General features: G+C 65.5%; 12 protein-coding genes. 6 read left to right on the top strand and 6 right to left on the bottom strand.

The window, feature by feature from the left end:
* The first annotated feature begins 16 nt into the window (after positions 1–16).
* Genes XI06_RS27205 through XI06_RS27195 form a run of 3 tightly spaced genes read left to right on the top strand, consistent with a single transcriptional unit; the run spans position 17 to position 4,263 of the window.
* Entirely contained in the window at positions 17–523 is a 507-nt protein-coding gene (locus XI06_RS27205) for a tyrosine phosphatase family protein (RefSeq protein WP_237863389.1), read from the top strand.
* Between the two features lie 16 nt (positions 524–539).
* Positions 540–1,502 carry an NUDIX hydrolase gene (locus XI06_RS27200; RefSeq protein ID WP_237889413.1) on the top strand — a complete coding sequence of 321 codons (963 nt, stop codon included), beginning with the start codon at positions 540–542 and terminating at the stop codon, positions 1,500–1,502.
* A 46-nt stretch (positions 1,503–1,548) separates the two neighbouring features.
* Positions 1,549–4,263 (top strand): DUF2339 domain-containing protein, encoded by a 2,715-nt coding sequence (locus tag XI06_RS27195; RefSeq protein ID WP_271606948.1) that lies wholly within the window; start codon positions 1,549–1,551, stop codon positions 4,261–4,263.
* A gap of 4 nt (positions 4,264–4,267) precedes the next feature.
* On the opposite strand, the gene XI06_RS27190 is transcribed toward XI06_RS27195, so the two are convergent.
* The 6 genes from XI06_RS27190 to XI06_RS27165 all read right to left on the bottom strand — a co-directional run bounded on the left by XI06_RS27190 (position 4,268) and on the right by XI06_RS27165 (position 11,959).
* Positions 4,268–5,956, bottom strand: coding sequence for a methyl-accepting chemotaxis protein (locus XI06_RS27190; RefSeq protein ID WP_271606947.1), 1,689 nt, complete (start codon positions 5,954–5,956; stop codon positions 4,268–4,270).
* A gap of 279 nt (positions 5,957–6,235) precedes the next feature.
* Positions 6,236–8,341 carry a methyl-accepting chemotaxis protein gene (locus XI06_RS27185; protein ID WP_271606946.1) on the bottom strand — a complete coding sequence of 702 codons (2,106 nt, stop codon included), beginning with the start codon at positions 8,339–8,341 and terminating at the stop codon, positions 6,236–6,238.
* Positions 8,342–8,536: 195 nt separating this feature from the next.
* Complete coding sequence (locus XI06_RS27180; RefSeq protein WP_237863384.1) at positions 8,537–8,788, bottom strand: DUF6894 family protein; 252 nt, start codon at positions 8,786–8,788, stop codon at positions 8,537–8,539.
* 165 nt (positions 8,789–8,953) lie between these two features.
* Positions 8,954–9,568, bottom strand: a complete 615-nt coding sequence (locus XI06_RS27175; RefSeq protein WP_237863383.1) for a hypothetical protein — start codon at positions 9,566–9,568, stop codon at positions 8,954–8,956.
* A gap of 113 nt (positions 9,569–9,681) precedes the next feature.
* Entirely contained in the window at positions 9,682–10,668 is a 987-nt protein-coding gene (gene acuI, locus XI06_RS27170) for an acrylyl-CoA reductase (NADPH) (RefSeq protein ID WP_237863382.1), read from the bottom strand.
* 40 nt (positions 10,669–10,708) lie between these two features.
* Positions 10,709–11,959: an MFS transporter gene (locus XI06_RS27165; protein ID WP_237863381.1), complete on the bottom strand. Its 1,251-nt coding sequence runs from the start codon at positions 11,957–11,959 to the stop codon at positions 10,709–10,711.
* A gap of 340 nt (positions 11,960–12,299) precedes the next feature.
* Here XI06_RS27165 and nadA point away from each other — a divergent pair, with 340 nt between their 5' ends.
* From nadA to nadC, 3 genes are all read left to right on the top strand, one after another.
* Positions 12,300–13,403 (top strand): quinolinate synthase NadA, encoded by a 1,104-nt coding sequence (gene nadA / locus XI06_RS27160; protein WP_271606945.1) that lies wholly within the window; start codon positions 12,300–12,302, stop codon positions 13,401–13,403.
* Between the two features lie 169 nt (positions 13,404–13,572).
* Positions 13,573–15,177, top strand: coding sequence for an L-aspartate oxidase (locus tag XI06_RS27155; RefSeq protein ID WP_271606944.1), 1,605 nt, complete (start codon positions 13,573–13,575; stop codon positions 15,175–15,177).
* 11 nt (positions 15,178–15,188) lie between these two features.
* Complete coding sequence (gene nadC / locus XI06_RS27150; protein WP_237863378.1) at positions 15,189–16,067, top strand: carboxylating nicotinate-nucleotide diphosphorylase; 879 nt, start codon at positions 15,189–15,191, stop codon at positions 16,065–16,067.

Here is a 16,067-nt window from a genome sequence, read left to right as displayed (position 1 = left end):
CCCAAAAAGGTCCGCCATGATCCACGTCTGCTCGCTCGCCGCCCTTCCCGAAACCGTTCGCCGCACCGGGGCCAGCCATGTGCTGACCGTGATGGCCAATGTCGAACAGGTGGCGCGGCCGGTGTCGGTGCTGCCGGCCAATCATCTCAAGGTGTCGATGGACGACATCACCGAGGAGATGGACGGCTTTGTCGCGCCGTCCAAGACCCACATCGAGCAGGTGCTGAATTTCGTGCGCGGCTGGGACCGCGCTGCGCCGCTCGTGGTGCATTGCTATGCCGGCATCAGCCGCTCCACGGCGAGCGCGTTCGCCGCCGTCTGCGCGCTCAATCCTGATCGCGACGAGATCGAGATCGCGAAGAAGATCCGCGCGGCCTCCCCGATCGCCTCGCCGAACCGGCGCATCGTCGATCTCGCCGACCGTGCGTTGGGGCGCAACGGCCGCATGCTGCGCGCGCTCGACGAGATGGGGCCGGGCGAGATGCTGGTCGAAGGCCGCCCCTTCGTGATCGAGCTCGAATGACATCAGCGATCTTGGGATGAGCGACAAGCTGCTGACGCCGATCGAGATCGGCCTGACTGCCGCGATCGTCGCGATCGAGGATCACGAGCCGCTGGTGCTGACTGCGCGGGGCGCTGACGGGCTCGCCGGCCTGCCGTTCGGTCCATTCGATGCGCCGAGCCATCGCACCTTCGAGATCGGCCTGCGCGCCTGGGTCGAGGAACAGGCGGGATTGCGGCTCGGCTATGTCGAGCAGCTCTATACGTTTGGCGATCGCGGCCGTCATGCCGAGGCCGGCGACACCGGCGCGCATATGGTGTCGATCGGCTATCTCGCGCTGACACGCGGCGCCGAGGGTGCCGCGAATGCCGCGAGCTTCGAGCCCTGGTATCGCTTCTTCCCCTGGGAGGACTGGCGCGAGGCGCCACCGGCGATCATCGCCCGTGACATCATTCCGGCGCTGACGGCATGGGCCGAGGAAGAGACGCCCGAGACGACGCGCGCGCTGCCGCGCAAGGATCGCGTGCGATTCTATTTCGGCCTCGAGGGTGCTTCCTGGGACGAGGAGCGCGTGCTCGACCGCTACGAGCTGCTCTATGAGGCCGGCCTCGTCGAGGAAGCCCGGCGCGACGGCCGGCCTGCGGCACTGGCGCGCAAGTCCCTGCCCGCGCTCGGCACGTCCATGCGCTTCGACCACCGCCGGATCCTCGCCACCGCGATTGCCAGGCTGCGCGCAAAGCTGAAGTATCGTCCTGTGGTGTTTGAACTTTTGCCCGCCGAGTTCACACTCACTGAGTTGCAGTATACGGTGGAGGCGATCTCCGGCCGGCATCTGCACAAGCAGAATTTCCGTCGTCTAGTCGAAACCGAGGCGCTGGTCGAACCGACCGGCGTGATGTCGACACAGACGGGCGGGAGACCGGCGGCCCTCTATCGCTTCCGCCGCGACGTGCTCCAGGAACGGCCGGCGCCCGGCTTGCGGGTACGCTCCCGGCGCTAGATCAAGATTGCGGTCGGCCCCCGCCCGCCGATTGCCAGGAGGCCCCATGTTCGACGCCCCGTTCGACGTCTTTGCAGTGATGATTGCGATCGCCGCGTTCCTGATCGCGCTGAAAGCGTCGAACCAGGCGACCGAACTGCGCCGTCGGCTGGGCTCGCTGGAGGCCGCGCTGCAGGCGCAGCGACAGGTTCAGCCACCGCCACCGCTGCCCGTGCAGGAGCAGCCAAGCACGCCCACGACAAATGCGGCAGAGCCGCCGCCGCTTGCGCCGGAAGCCGAGACCGCGCCGCCGCTCGTCACCGAAGAGGCTTCGCCGCCTCCGCCCGAAGCAAGTCCTGAGGCCAGCCCCGCAGCCGACGCACCGCCGCCACCTTTGCCCGCCCCCGCCCCCGGTTTCGAGGAACGGCTCGGCACCCGCTGGGTGGTATGGATCGGCGGCCTGGCGCTTGCGCTCGGTGGCTTCTTCATGGTGCGCTATTCGATCGAGGCTGGCCTTGTCGGCCCCGGCGTACGCGTGTTCCTCGGCGGCCTGTTCGCGGCCGCGCTTTTGGGTGCCGGCGAATGGACGCGGTGCAAAGAAAGCATCTCGAGCATTGCAGCGCTGCCGATTGCCAACATCCCCGCGATCCTCACCGCGGCCGGAACGGCGGTGGCTTTCGCAACCGTGTATGCGGCCTACGCGCTCTATGGCTTCCTCGTGCCTGCCACCGCTTTCGTGCTGCTCGGCATCGTGGCGTTGGCCACGCTCGCGGCAGCATTGCTGCACGGACCGGCGCTCGCGGGCCTCGGCGTCGTCGGCGCCTTCGCGACGCCGGTGCTCGTCTCCAGCGGCAAGCCGGACTATTGGGCATTGTACATCTATCTTGCCGTCGTCACCGCCGCGAGCTTTGGCCTCGCCCGCATCCGGCTGTGGCGCTGGCTCGCGGTCACGACGATCGTCTTCGCCGTGCTCTGGACTTTCCCGGGTCTCGACACCGGTGACCTGCACGTCGCGCCGCACGCATTCCACGTGATCGCCGGCTTCGTGCTCGCTGCACTGCTGGTCGTCTGCGGCTTCCTGTTCGGCCCAGCCATCGAAGGCGGACAGATCGAAGCGGTCTCGTCGAGCACGCTGGGCGCCTATCTGTTCGGCGCGATGCTGATCGTGCTGTCGAGCGCGCATGCCGACCTGTCGCTGATCGCCTTCACGCTGCTTGTTGCGGCGACGCTGTTCGTCGCCTGGCGCGCGGAGGCCGCCGTCGGCGCGCTGGGCGCGGCCGCTGCAACCGTGTTCATCGTGTTCGCCGAATGGGCGGTGCGCGCCAATCCTGACATGCTGGTGCTGCCGGGCGGCCCAATGCCCGGCATCACGCCGACCGCGATCGATAGCGCGGTGACGCAGCATCTGGTGATGGCCGCGATCTTTGCCGCCGGCTTCGGCATCGCCGGCTTCTTCGCGCAAGGACGCTCCCATTCGGCCATCATTCCCGTGGTGTGGTCGGCAGCAGGTGTCGCGACGCCAATCGCGATCCTCATCGCGCTCTACGCCCGCATTGCCCATCTCGACCGCTCGATCCCGTTCGCGATCCTCGCGGTGCTGCTCGCCGCCGCCTTTGGCTTTGCGACGGAAACGCTGACCCGTCGGGAGAGCCGGCCGGGCCTTGCGATCTCGACGGCGCTGTTTGCGACCGGCACGCTCGGCGCGCTGGCGCTGGCGCTGACCTTCGCGCTGGAGAAGGGCTGGCTGACCATCGCGCTGGCGCTGATGTCGCTCGGCACCGCCTGGATCGCGCTGCAGCGGCCGATCCCATTCCTGCGCTGGCTTGCCGCCATCTTCGCCGGCATCGTCACCGCGCGCATCCTCTATGATCCGCGCATCGTCGGAGATGCCGTCGGTACCACGCCGATCTTCAACTGGCTGCTGTGGGGCTATGGCCTGCCGGCCGCCTCGTTCTGGGCGGCGAGCCACTTCCTGCGCCGCAGGGGCGACGATGCGCCGCTGCGCATGGTGGAAGCGGCCGCGATCCTGTTCACCGCGCTGCTCGCCTTCATGGAGGTCCGCCACTTCGCGACCGGCGGCGACATGATCGCATCGCCCTCGCTGCTCGAAGCCGCGCTGCAGGTCTGCGTGGCGCTGGCGATGGCGATCGGACTGGAGCGGCTGCGGCTGCGCAGCCACAGCATCGTGCACAATGTCGGCGCGATCGTGCTCACGGCGATCGCAGGCTTCGTCAGCGTGTTCGGCCTGCTGTTCCTGGAGAACCCGCTGCTGTGGCACATTGATGTCGGCGGCGCCTTGTTCAACCTGCTGCTGCTCGGCTACGCATTGCCGGCGGTGCTGATGCTGCTGCTCGCTTATGCGGTGGCTGACGCGCGGGGCAAGATCTATGCGAATACGATTGCGGGTGCGGCGCTGGTGTTTGCGCTTGTCTACCTGACGCTGGAGATCCGCCGCTTCTATCACGGCCCGTTCCTCACCACCGGCGAGACCACGGGGGCCGAGCAATACACCTATTCGATCGGCTGGCTCGCCTTCGGCGTCATGCTGCTCGGCATCGGCATTCTCGCCAACTCCGAGCGGGCACGGCTGGCGTCCGCCGCCGTCATCGCGCTGACGATCCTGAAGGCCTTCGTCATCGACATGTCGACGCTGACAGGCGTCTATCGGGCCCTGTCGTTCATGGGCCTCGGCATCGTGCTGGTCGCGATCGGCTGGCTCTACCAGCGCATCCTGTTCCGGCGGCAGGCAGCGCCACCGCCGGCTCCGCAGACGGGCAGCTAAAGGATCAGGCCGCGCGGACCGACTCCAGGAACTGCGCGACCTCGACCTTGAGGCGTGTGCTGTCGGACGCGAGCGACTTCGCCGCCGACAGGACTTCGACTGACGCCTCGCCGGTCTCGATCGCACCGCGCTGCACGTCGGTAATGTTCGACGACACCTCCTGGGTGCCAACCGAGGCCTGCTGGACGTTTCGCGATATCTCCTGCGTCGCCGCGCCCTGCTCCTCGACCGCGGCGGCGATCGCCGCCGACACTTCCGACAGCCGCTCGATGGTGCCGCCAATCTCCTGGATGGCGTTGACGGATTCCTGCGTTGCGGCCTGAATGCCCGAGACCTGCGCCCCGATCTCGCCGGTTGCCTTCGCGGTCTGTTCGGCCAACGCCTTCACCTCGGAGGCGACGACGGCAAAGCCGCGGCCGGCCTCGCCCGCGCGCGCCGCCTCGATGGTGGCGTTCAGGGCCAGCAGATTGGTCTGGCCCGCGATGGTGTTGATGAGCTCGACGACGTCGCCGATGCGGGCGGCCGCCTGCGACAGCTCGTTGACGCGCTCGTTGGTCCGCGACGCCTGCTCGACGGCTTCCGCCGCCATCCGTGCCGAGTCCTGCACACGGCGGCTGATCTCGGTGATGGAAGACGAGAGTTCCTCGGAAGCGGAAGCCACCGCCTGCACGTTGGTGGATGCTTCCTCGGAAGCCGCGGCGACGACAGTCGCCAGTTCCTGTCCGCGCTGGGCAGTATTGGTCAGCGTCGACGCGGAAGCCTCGAGCTCGGTCGAGGCCGACGACACGGTGCCAACGACTTCGCCGATCATGGTCTCGAACTTGCGGGTGATGGCGTCGACGCGGCGACCACGCTCGATCTTGGCCTCGGCGTCGAGCCTCGCCGCCTCGTCGGCGGCCCGCTTGGCGATCAGCGCTTCCTTGAAGATCTGCAGCGCATCCGCCATCGATCCGATCTCGGTCTTCTCGCCACGGTGCGGCACCTCTGCCGACAGATCGCCTTCACCGAGCGACTGCATCGGCTTGATGATCGAGGCAATGCCGCGCGACACGTCGCGCACGAGATAGTAAGCCGCGGCGATCGCGATCGCGACCGAAGCAATGATGATGCCCACCAGCACGCGGAAGATCATGGCGTAGCTGTCGGCCGCCTGCTTCGTCTCCAGCTCGGCGCCGTGATTGTTCAGCTCAATGCCCTTCTGAAGCAGCGGATCGGCCGCCTGGGCCATCTTCGCGACCTTGGTCTGCAACATCTCGTTGGCGTCAGTCGGGAACTTTCCGGGGCTCTTGCGCGACAGCGCCATCACATCCTGCACGCCCGTCAGGTAATCGGCCCACGCCTTGGTCCATTGCTGGTAGAGCGAGCGCTCTTCGGCCGAGGTAATCAGCGGCTCGTAGACCTTGCGGGTGGTCTCGATGCGCGCCTGCAGCGAGGCCAGCCGCTTCTCGGCGGCCTCCTTGCCCTCGATTGTGTCCTGCATCAGGTGCAGGCGAAGCGCGACGCGCAGCTCGTTAATGTCAGCCCGCATCGAGCCCAGCGCACGCACGCTCGGCAGCCAGCTCTCCGCGATCTCGACTGTGTGGGAATTGATGTTCTGCATCGTGCCGATTGCCACGACGCCGACGCCGGCGAGCGAGAGCACGAGGACCGACAACACGGTCAGAAGCTTGAAGACGATCGACAATTTCGACATCACGACAAATCCCGATGAGACCTAAACGCACACGTCACCTGCGCCATGACCGTCAGACGGACGGCAGGGCGGGTCATTCCAACAATGCTGGCTGGTTCTTATCCGGCAAGATTGCGCACATAGTTGCAACCAGCCGTTAACAGAGACCTACGTGGAACTACGGATAGTGACATTGTGGCCGTTATTTCTTCCACAACCATTTGTTGCAGCGTCGCGAACGTTCCATCGCGCCACACCGGTGCGCCGCGGCCGGCGCGCCGTGAACGGGGCAGGCCTGGATCAGGCGGCGCGAACGGTACCCAAGAACTTGCCGACCTCGAGCTTGAGACGGTTGCTGTCGCCGGACAGCGACTGCGCCGCCGAGAGCACCTGCGCGGAGGCGGAGCCGGTCTCGCTCGCGCCGCGCTGTACGTCGGTGATGTTGGCCGAAACCTGATGGGTGCCTTCAGCCGCCTGCTGTACGTTGCGGGAAATCTCCTGCGTCGCGGCGCCCTGCTCCTCGACGGCGGCTGCGATTGTCGAGGAAATTTCCGACAGTTTCTCGATGGTGTCGCTGATGTCCTTGATGGCACCGACCGAGAATTCCGTCGCGGTCTGAATGCTGGCGATCTGTTGGCCGATCTCGCCGGTCGCCTTCGCGGTCTGCTCGGCGAGGGCCTTGACCTCGGAGGCCACCACAGCAAAGCCGCGGCCGGCCTCACCGGCGCGCGCGGCCTCGATGGTGGCATTGAGTGCCAGCAGGTTGGTCTGGCCGGCAATGGTGTTGATCAGCTCGACCACGTCGCCGATCCGCGTCGCGGCCGCGGAGAGCTCGCTGACGCGATCGGTCGTGGTGCGGGCCTGGTCGACCGCATCGCCGGCGACGCGGGCGGATTCCTGCACCTGCCGGCTGATCTCTGTGATCGACGACGACAGCTCCTCGGTCGCCGACGCCACCGACTGCACGTTGGTGGATGCTTCCTCGGAAGCGGCAGCGACCATGGTGGTGAGCTTTCGTGCGCGCTCCGCCGTCGAGGTCAGCGTGGAGGCCGACGCTTCGAGCTCGGTCGAGGCGGAAGACACCGTCTCGATGATTTCGCCGACCGCCGCTTCGAACCCGTCGGCAAGCTTGTGCATCTCGGCCTTGCGCTGCTCGGCGGCAACCCGAGCCGCGTCGGCCTGCTCTGCCCTCATCCGGTCGACCGCAAGGCCGTTCTGCTTGAACACCTCCACTGCTCGCGCCATCTCTCCTATTTCAACAGGCTGGCCCGCGCACGGCACTTCGACCTCGAAATCTCGATCAGCCAATCCTCTCATCGCGGCCGTGATCGCGGAAAGCGGCTTGAGAATGCGCGAGAAGGTAATCCAGAAGCTCAGCCCTGCCAGAACCAGCGAGATGCCGAGAAACGCAAGCGTGATGATGAAATTCCGGAGACTGGACGTCGCCTCCAGATTTGCTTCTTGCTCGGCAGCTGATCCGATGGACCCTGCAAGCTTCAGTACGGCATTGATACCTGCAGTCGCGCGAGCGAAGTAGTCGGCCCCGCTGATCGTATAAGCCCCGGAGTCCCCGGCCGAAAGCACAAGCGCACGAGTCTCTCCGTAGCTGCCGAAATAGGTCCTCTCCACTTCGGCCATGGACTCGCCGATCCCCGTCGGCAAATCCGGGCGGAGCCGCAGCGGCACCACCGCCTCCCATGCGAGCTCGACCTTGGACCGCAGCCCGGCGAGACGCTGGAGTTCGCCAGCGCCAAGCTTGGCGCGAGCGCCGACAGCACCGGCGAGCAGCGCACGCTCTCTCCCCGCGTTCTCGGCCATTTGGGCCGTCAGGTGCCGCACGCCAATGAGCTGGGCGAGTTTTGCGGCGGGAGGACTGGTCAAAGTCTCGAGCGTTAACCGCAACCGGTTGCTCGCGATCTCGATCACGTCGGTGATCGCGGCGGCGAAGCCGTCGACCACCTCAGGAGCCCGTTCGGAGCGTGGCCGCGAGAGATTGGTGGCGGCGTTCGCTCGGAGGCCGCGCAGCGACTCGAATCTGGCCTGGGCTTCCGCAATTTGCGACTGCGCCAGCGCCATTTCAGGAATGGACCGGATCTCGACGATAGCTGCTTGGAACGCCGCGTCCGCCGATCCTTGGGCCTTGTCGATCTCGGCAGCGTGTTCGTAAGCAAGTGGATCGGCGGATTTCAGCGCGCCGTTGGTCAGTCCGCGTTCGATCGCCCATTGTCCTGCGCTCTGGAGCAGCAGTTGGGCGGCGCGATTGACCTTCAGGAACGCATCGGCATCCTGCCGCTTGCCGATGGCGTGGAAGGCAATCAAACTAGCCGATCCCACACCCAGTAGCACCAGCGCCGCGATGATCGCCGGCAGCGCAATTCCTATGCGCAATCTGATGTGGCTCAACATTCCCGCTTCCTCAGAAACGCGAGCAGCCATGTCATTGCCGGCCGCTTGGACGTTGATCGCCCTTACCCGGAAGGCTATCGGCCAGAGCTCCATCTGCGGTTAACGGCGAGATCCGCAGAAGTACTGATTTTTTGCGCTACATAATTGAAATCGAAGGAATTTGATCTCGTCATAGTTGTAAATTGCAGCCTCAAGTCAACGCGGGGTCATTTTGCATCCGACGGCTTCGCCGGCCAAGCTGATGCGAAACACCGGCTGCTTGTTCTCGTCGAGCAGCTCCATGCTCCATTTCGCATTCGGCTTCAGATTGCGGGCGATGCTGCCGAGCAGATTGGCGCAGACCTCGGTCATCTCGGTCCAGGCCGCAGCACGATCCTCGAACTCGTACGGCTGATCAGCGGCGCCGGAATATCGGCCGGTGCTGATGCGAAAGAAATACAGCGACATTATCGAACTCTTGCGTAGGGCCGCCTCCCGGCCGTTGCGCAGGCTGGGGCGACAGTCGCTACCAAGGCATAAAAACCGCGGGCCGTATGACTACGGCGCCACGGCTTCGCGTGCGATGCATTCGTCAAAAGCGGGTAAATTGAGCGCGCAGGCTTGCGCCTGACATCACTCGGTCGAGCGGCGCAGTTCCAGCGGACCTTCGTTCTTCGATTCCGACTTTGGCTCGGACCTCGCGTCCGACCTCACCGGCTCGATCCGGCTGCTCTCGACCCTCGGCGTCTCGACCCGCGCGGCAACCTCGGTGCTCGACGTATTGACCGAACCGGTCTGCTCCGGTGCATGCAGCGAGCGCGGCCGTGCGACGGCACGCGCCATCAGCATCTGGTTGCCGCCCTGGTGGTGGAAGTCGCAATAGGCAAAGCCCATGCCTGAGACCGAGCCGCGGAAGCTGCGGTCGTCGGTCTTCTCAAGGTTGAAACAAGGCTCGAACGGAATGCCCTTAATCGAGGCGCAAACGTTCTGGCCGCGGATCTGGAGAGTGTTGCCCGGCAGGCGGAGATGGCGCACCGGGCCCGAGCCCGAGAACTGCACCGCGCCGGCAGCACCGAGATCGTCAAGGATCCGGCCTGCGCCGCGGGTACCGTCGAAACAGGTGAAGGCGAAGACCTTGCCGGCGACGAAGCGGCGTGCCTCGTCGGCGTTCATACTCCCAGCCAAGGCGATGGCCGGTGCAAACGTCACGACTGCCGTGACAGCCCCCAACACAATACGCGCAAGCATGCTCTACTCCGAACCGACCCCGCAGCGGGCGATGCCTTTATCTCTTTACCCGCTGCTTACCATACTAACCATGGCGACATTGAAGCAGCTTGGTTGGTAAAGTCTGAACGTCGTTAGAGAATTTTTACCACGATGCGGCCGCGGACCTGGCCGGCCAGGATTTTCGCACCCCATTCCGGAGCCTGATCGAGCGAAATTTCCGTAGTGATTTCAGATAGTTTCGCCCTGTCCAGATCGGAGGCGAGGCGCTGCCAGGCGGCTTTTCGCGGTTCGATCGGACACATCACGGAATCGATGCCGAGAAGGCACACCCCGCGCAAAATGAAGGGTGCGACAGAAGACGGCAGGTCCATGCCAGCCGCGAGACCGCAGGCGGCGATGGCGCCACCGTACCTGGTCATCGACAGCAGATTCGCCAGCGTGGTCGAGCCGACGCTATCGACGCCGCCCGCCCAGCGCTCCTTGGCCAGCGGCTTTGCCGGTGCGGACAATTCACTGCGGTCGATCACCTCGGCGGCACCCAGGTTCTTCAGGTAATCGGCCTCGGAGGCGCGGCCGGTCGAGGCGATGACGTGGTAGCCGAGCCGGGACAGCACGGCGATGGCGACCGAGCCGACACCGCCTGCCGCGCCGGTCACGACCACAGGGCCACTCTTCGGCGACAGGCCGTGCTTCTCCAGCGCCAGCACCGAGAGCATCGCGGTGAAGCCGGCGGTGCCGATCGCCATGGCATCGCGCGCCGACAGGCCCTGCGGCAGGGCGACCAGCCAGTCGCCCTTGACCCGCGCCTTCTCGGCATAGGCGCCGAGATGGGTCTCGCCCATGCCCCAGCCGGTGCAGACGACCTTGTCGCCGGCCTTCCACTGCGGATGGGAGGAGGCTTCGACCGTGCCTGCGAAATCGATGCCGGCGATCATCGGGAAGCGGCGCACCACCGGCGCTTTGCCTGTCAGCGCGAGGCCATCCTTGTAGTTCAGCGTCGACCATTCAACGCGGACGGTGACGTCGCCGTCCATCAGCTCGGCTTCGTCGAACTGCGTGAGCGCGACGGTAGTGCCTTTGTCCGCCTTGTCGATCCGGATCGCCTTGAACGTGGCCACAGCAAACTCCCTGACTTGTTTGACCGGGATGTTTAGCCGATCAGGCAGGCTGCGCAACCACTCGCTGAACCGGCTTCTCCACGATCGGGAGATTGATCAGCGCCGAGAGCACACCGAATAGGATCGAGAGCCACCAGATCGGCGTATAGGAACCGAACTTCTCGAAGACGATGCCACCTAACCAGACGCCGAGGAAACCGCCGACCTGATGGCTGACGAAGGCGAAGCCATAGAGCGTCGCCAGCCAGCGCGTGCCGAACATCAGCGCCACCAGCGCCGAGGTCGGCGGCACCGTCGACAGCCAGGTGAGGCCGGAGATTGCACCGAACGCGATCGCGGAGAACGGCGTGATCGGAAACGAGATGAAGGCGAGCGTCGCGAGCGCACGGGTGAAATAGATCGCCGAGAGGATGTAGCGCTTCGGCAAGCTATTCTGGAGATAGCCGACGCTGAGCGAGCCCATGATGTTGAACAGGCCGATAGCCGCGATCACCCAGCCGCCGGTTTGCGTCGAGATGCCGCGATCGACCAGGAACGCCGGCAGATGCACGGTGATGAAAGCGAGCTGGAAGCCGCAGGTGAAGAAGCCGAGCACCAGCAGCACGTAGGAGCGATGACCAAAAGCCTCGGCAAGCGCCCTGGTGATGGTCTGCTCATCCGCGGGCGCCGCGTTGGCCGTGGTTGCGACCGGCGGCGTCGAGATCGCCAGCGCAAGGGGGATGATCAGGAGCATCAGGAAGCCGAACACGGTGAGCGCCTGCTGCCAGCCGAAATTGTCGATCAGGGCGACGCCGATCGGCGCGAACAGGAACTGGCCGAGCGAGCCCGCCGCAGTGCCGGCGCCGAGCGCAAGCCCGCGCTTCTCGGCTGGCAATAGTTTCGTGAACGCCGACAGCACCAGATTGAACGAGCAACCGGCGAGGCCGAAACCGACCATCACGCCCGCACCGATGTTGAGCGACAGCGGCGTCGACGAATAGCGCATCAAGAGAAGCCCGCCGGCATAGAGCAGCGCGCCGACGCACATCACACGGAACAGGCCGAAGCGATCGGCGACCGCGCCGGCGAACGGCTGGCCCAACCCCCACAACAGATTCTGGAAAGCGATGGCGAGGCCGAACACGTCGCGCCCCCAGGCGAACTCATGGCTCATCGGCTGCACGAAGAAGCCCAGCGCCGAGCGCGGACCGAAGCCGAGCATGCCGATCGCGCAGCCGCAGAGGATGATGACCGCCGGGGTGCGCCAATTGGAGGAACGAGAGGGAGCGAGCTCGCCCGCTGGGATCGACATGGTGTTCCTCATTCGGCGTTGGCGGTCCGCAAATCGGCGGCCGCGAGTCAGCCGTTTAATGCAGATGCATGAAAATCGAAAGTCAAAAATGATTGCGTTCCATGAAGGGCTTTTGCCGGAGCGTTGCGTTTGATCGCTGCCTCCGTCGGCGCACGGAGCACGAGTTGACGGAAATGTGTGCGACTCGGCCTAGCGGATCGCCCAAGGGCGTGCTATTTCAGATTTACTCAGATTGAGTATATGCAAGCTCTGGCGAAATTCCCACCGGCCGCTTCGGCCGGATTTCTCAGGGCCCGTATATACTCAAATAGAGCATAATTGACCTGCACGGGAGGCTTCGATGCCGATTGCTGAAATTTACGGCCCTGATGATTTCGCCGACCGGCCGAAGGGCCAAGCCACCCCCACTCCGGTCGCGCCGGCACGATCAGGGCCGACGCTGCCGCGCCCTTCGCTGGAATGGACCGGCGAGGTGGAACGCGCGACCGCGCCGATCTACGAGCGCGTCAAACATGTGATCCCGGCGATCGAGTGGCCGCTGATGGCGCCGACGATTCACGCGATCAACCAGCTCAAGCGAGAGCGCAACGCGGTGATCCTCGCGCACAATTACCAGGCGCCGGAGATCTTTCACGGCGTTGCCGACATCGGCGGCGACTCGCTCCAGCTCGCAGTCGAGGCCACCAAGGTGAAGGCCGACATCATCGTCCAGTGCGGCGTGCACTTCATGGCGGAGACGTCGAAGCTGCTTAATCCGGACAAGACGGTGCTAATCCCTGATACACGCGCCGGCTGCTCGCTCGCCGCCAGCATCACCGGCGCCGACGTCCGGCTGCTCCGCGAGAAGTTTCCCGGCGTGCCTGTCGTTGCCTATGTCAATACGTCGGCGGAAGTGAAGGCGGAGGTCGACATCTGCTGCACCTCGTCAAACGCGGTGCAGGTGGTCGAGAGCCTGAACGCACCGCGCGTGATCTTCCTGCCCGACCGCTATCTCGCAACTTACGTGGCCTCGAAGACCGACGTGAAGATCATCGCCTGGAAGGGCGCGTGCGAGGTGCATGAGCGCTTCACCGGCGAGGAGCTGCGCGCCTTCCGCGATGCCGACCCCTCCGTGCAGATCATCGCGCATCCCGAATGTCCGCCTGATGTGCTGGCGGAAGCCGACTTCACCGGCTCGACCGCGCACATGATCAATTGGGTGCGCGAACGGCGGCCGAAGCGCCTCGTGATGATCACGGAATGCTCGATGGCCGACAATGTCCGCGCCGAGCTGCCTGATGTCGAGATGCTGCGCCCCTGCAATCTCTGCCCGCACATGAAGCGCATCACGCTGGCCAACATCCTGGAGAGCCTGCTGACGCTTGGCGAGGAAGTGACGATCGATCCCGCGCTTGCAGGACGCGCGCGGCGTTCGGTCGAGCGGATGATCAATTTGAAGAACTGACAACACATTCGGTGTCCTCCCGGACAGGCGAAGCGCAGATCCGGGACCCAAAACCACAGGAAGATGTGGTTGCGAAGAACGACGTTGCAGAGCTTCGCCAGACAACTTCCGCCGCGGCGTATGGGTCCCAGCTTTCGCTGGGACGACAGTTGAGTGAAAGGAAAGAGCCATGACAAACATCCACAACCTCACCCGCTCCACCGACGATGTCGTGATCGTCGGCGGCGGCCTCGCCGGATTGTTCTGCGCACTGAAACTCGCGCCGCGGCCGGTGACGCTGATCTCGGCGGCGCCGCTCGGACAGGGCGCCTCATCCGCGTGGGCGCAAGGCGGCATCGCGGCTGCCGTCGCCGATGGCGACAGTCCCGAGGCACATGCCGCGGATACGATTGCGGTCGGCGGCCGCATCGTCGATGAAGCGATCGCGCTCGGTATCGCGCGCGAGGCCGGCCCGCGGATTCACGATCTGCTCGCCTATGGCGTGCCGTTCGACCGCGATCTCGAAGGCCGGCTTGCAGTGGGGCGGGAAGCCGCGCATTCGGCGCGGCGGATCGTGCACGTCCGCGGCGATGGCGCGGGCGCAGCCATCATCGCGGCACTGAGCGAGGCTGTACGCCGCACGCCGTCGATCCGCCTGATCGAAGGTTTTGTCGCCGAAGCGCTGCTCACCGACGATGGCGCCGTCACCGGCCTTCAATTGCGCGAGGCCGGCAATTTTGCGGCAAGGCCCGTGATGATCGCCTCGCGCGCAGTCGTGCTCGCGACCGGCGGCATCGGCCATCTCTATGCCGTCACCACCAATCCGGCTGAGGCCCATGGATCTGGCCTCGCGATCGCCGCTCGCGCCGGCGCTGTGATCGCCGATCCGGAATTCGTGCAATTCCACCCGACCGCCATCATGGTCGGGCGTGATCCGGCGCCGCTTGCGACCGAGGCGCTGCGCGGCGAAGGCGCGACCTTGATCAACAGCGAGGGTGAGCGCTTCATGGCGGCGCAACATCCCCTCGCCGAACTCGGGCCGCGCGACATCGTGGCCCGCGGCGTGTTCGCCGAGATCGCGGCGGGCCGCGGCGCCTTCCTCGATGCGCGGCAGGCACTGGGCGCCCATTTCGCTGAAAGATTCCCGACAGTGCATGCAAGCTGCATTGCCGGCGGCATCGATCCAGCGATTCAAGTCATCCCGATCGCGCCGGCGGTGCACTATCACATGGGCGGCATCGCGGTCGACGCGCGCGGCCGCAGCTCGATCGACGGGCTCTGGGCCAGCGGCGAAGTCTCGTCAACGGGCATGCATGGCGCCAACCGGCTTGCGTCAAATTCGCTGCTGGAGGCGGTGGTCTACGCCGCGCGCATCGCCGACGACATCGCCGGCCAGGCGATCCCCTCACCTGCCGGGCTCCCCGAAACACTGGTGACGCCACGCGGCAGCGCGCCGGATGCAAGCGCCGCGAAGCGGCTGCGCGCGATGATGAGCACAAATGTCGGCGTGATCCGCGAGCACTACGGGCTCGCAGAAGCCGTACGCAGTTTTGGTGCACTGGAACGCTCAGCAACAAGCACCGCGGTCCGCCACATGGCAACGGCGGCCTTGCTCGTTGCTTCCGCGGCCTGGAGCCGGCGCGAGAGCCGTGGCGCGCATTTCCGCTCTGACCATCCCGAGGAGGCGCCTGCGCTGGCGCAGAGAACGATGACGACGCTCGCTCAAGCACGCGAGATCGCGGACGGGCTCAGCGCGCATTCACTTCCACGCATCGCTCAATCCATGATCGCCTGACGGAGTTTGTCATGATCACCCCCACCTCCCTGCTCTATCCCGACGCCTTCCTCTCTCCACTCGCCATCGATGATGCCGTGCATCGCGCACTCGACGAGGATCTCGGCCGCGCCGGCGACATCACCTCGCTCGCAACGATCCCCGAAGCGACCAAGGCGCAAGCCGTCCTGATCGCACGCCAGTCCGGTGTCATCGCCGGCCTGCCGCTGGCGCTGGCGACGCTGCAAAAGCTATCGACCGACATCGAGGTCCACGCGCATGTCCGCGACGCCGCGCGCATCGCCCGCGGGCAACAGGTGTTGACGATCTCCGGTCCGGCCCGTGCGATCCTCACCGCGGAACGGACTGCACTGAACTTCGTCGGCCGTCTCTCCGGTGTCGCGACACTCACGGCCGACTATGTCGCGCGTACCGAAGGCACGAAAATGCGCATCTGCTGCACGCGAAAGACCACGCCCGGATTGCGGGCGCTGGAGAAATACGCGGTGCGTTGCGGCGGCGGCTTCAACCACCGTTTCGGCCTCGACGATGCCATCCTGATCAAGGACAACCACATCGCAGTCGCCGGCGGCATCCGTCCCGTGCTGGAGCGCGCTCGGGCCCATGCCGGCCATCTCGTCAAGATCGAGATCGAGGTGGATACGCTGGCGCAGCTCCGCGAGGTGCTCGACACTGGGCTGGCCGAGGCCGTGCTGCTCGACAACATGGACGTCGCGACGCTGCGCGAGGCTGTCAGGATGACGGAAGGCCGCGTGAAGCTGGAAGCCTCCGGCGGCGTCACGCCGGACTCGATTGCGGCGATCGCGACCACCGGCGTCGATTACGCCTCCTCGGGCGCGCTGACGCATTCGGCGCCGAATCTCGACTGCGCGTTGGATATCGAGATGTGA

Origin of the sequence: Bradyrhizobium sp. CCBAU 11434 (assembly GCF_028128895.1) — a bacterium.
Classification (GTDB): Bacteria; Pseudomonadota; Alphaproteobacteria; order Rhizobiales; family Xanthobacteraceae; genus Bradyrhizobium; species Bradyrhizobium zhengyangense.
This window is presented reverse-complemented; position numbering and strand designations above follow the sequence as displayed.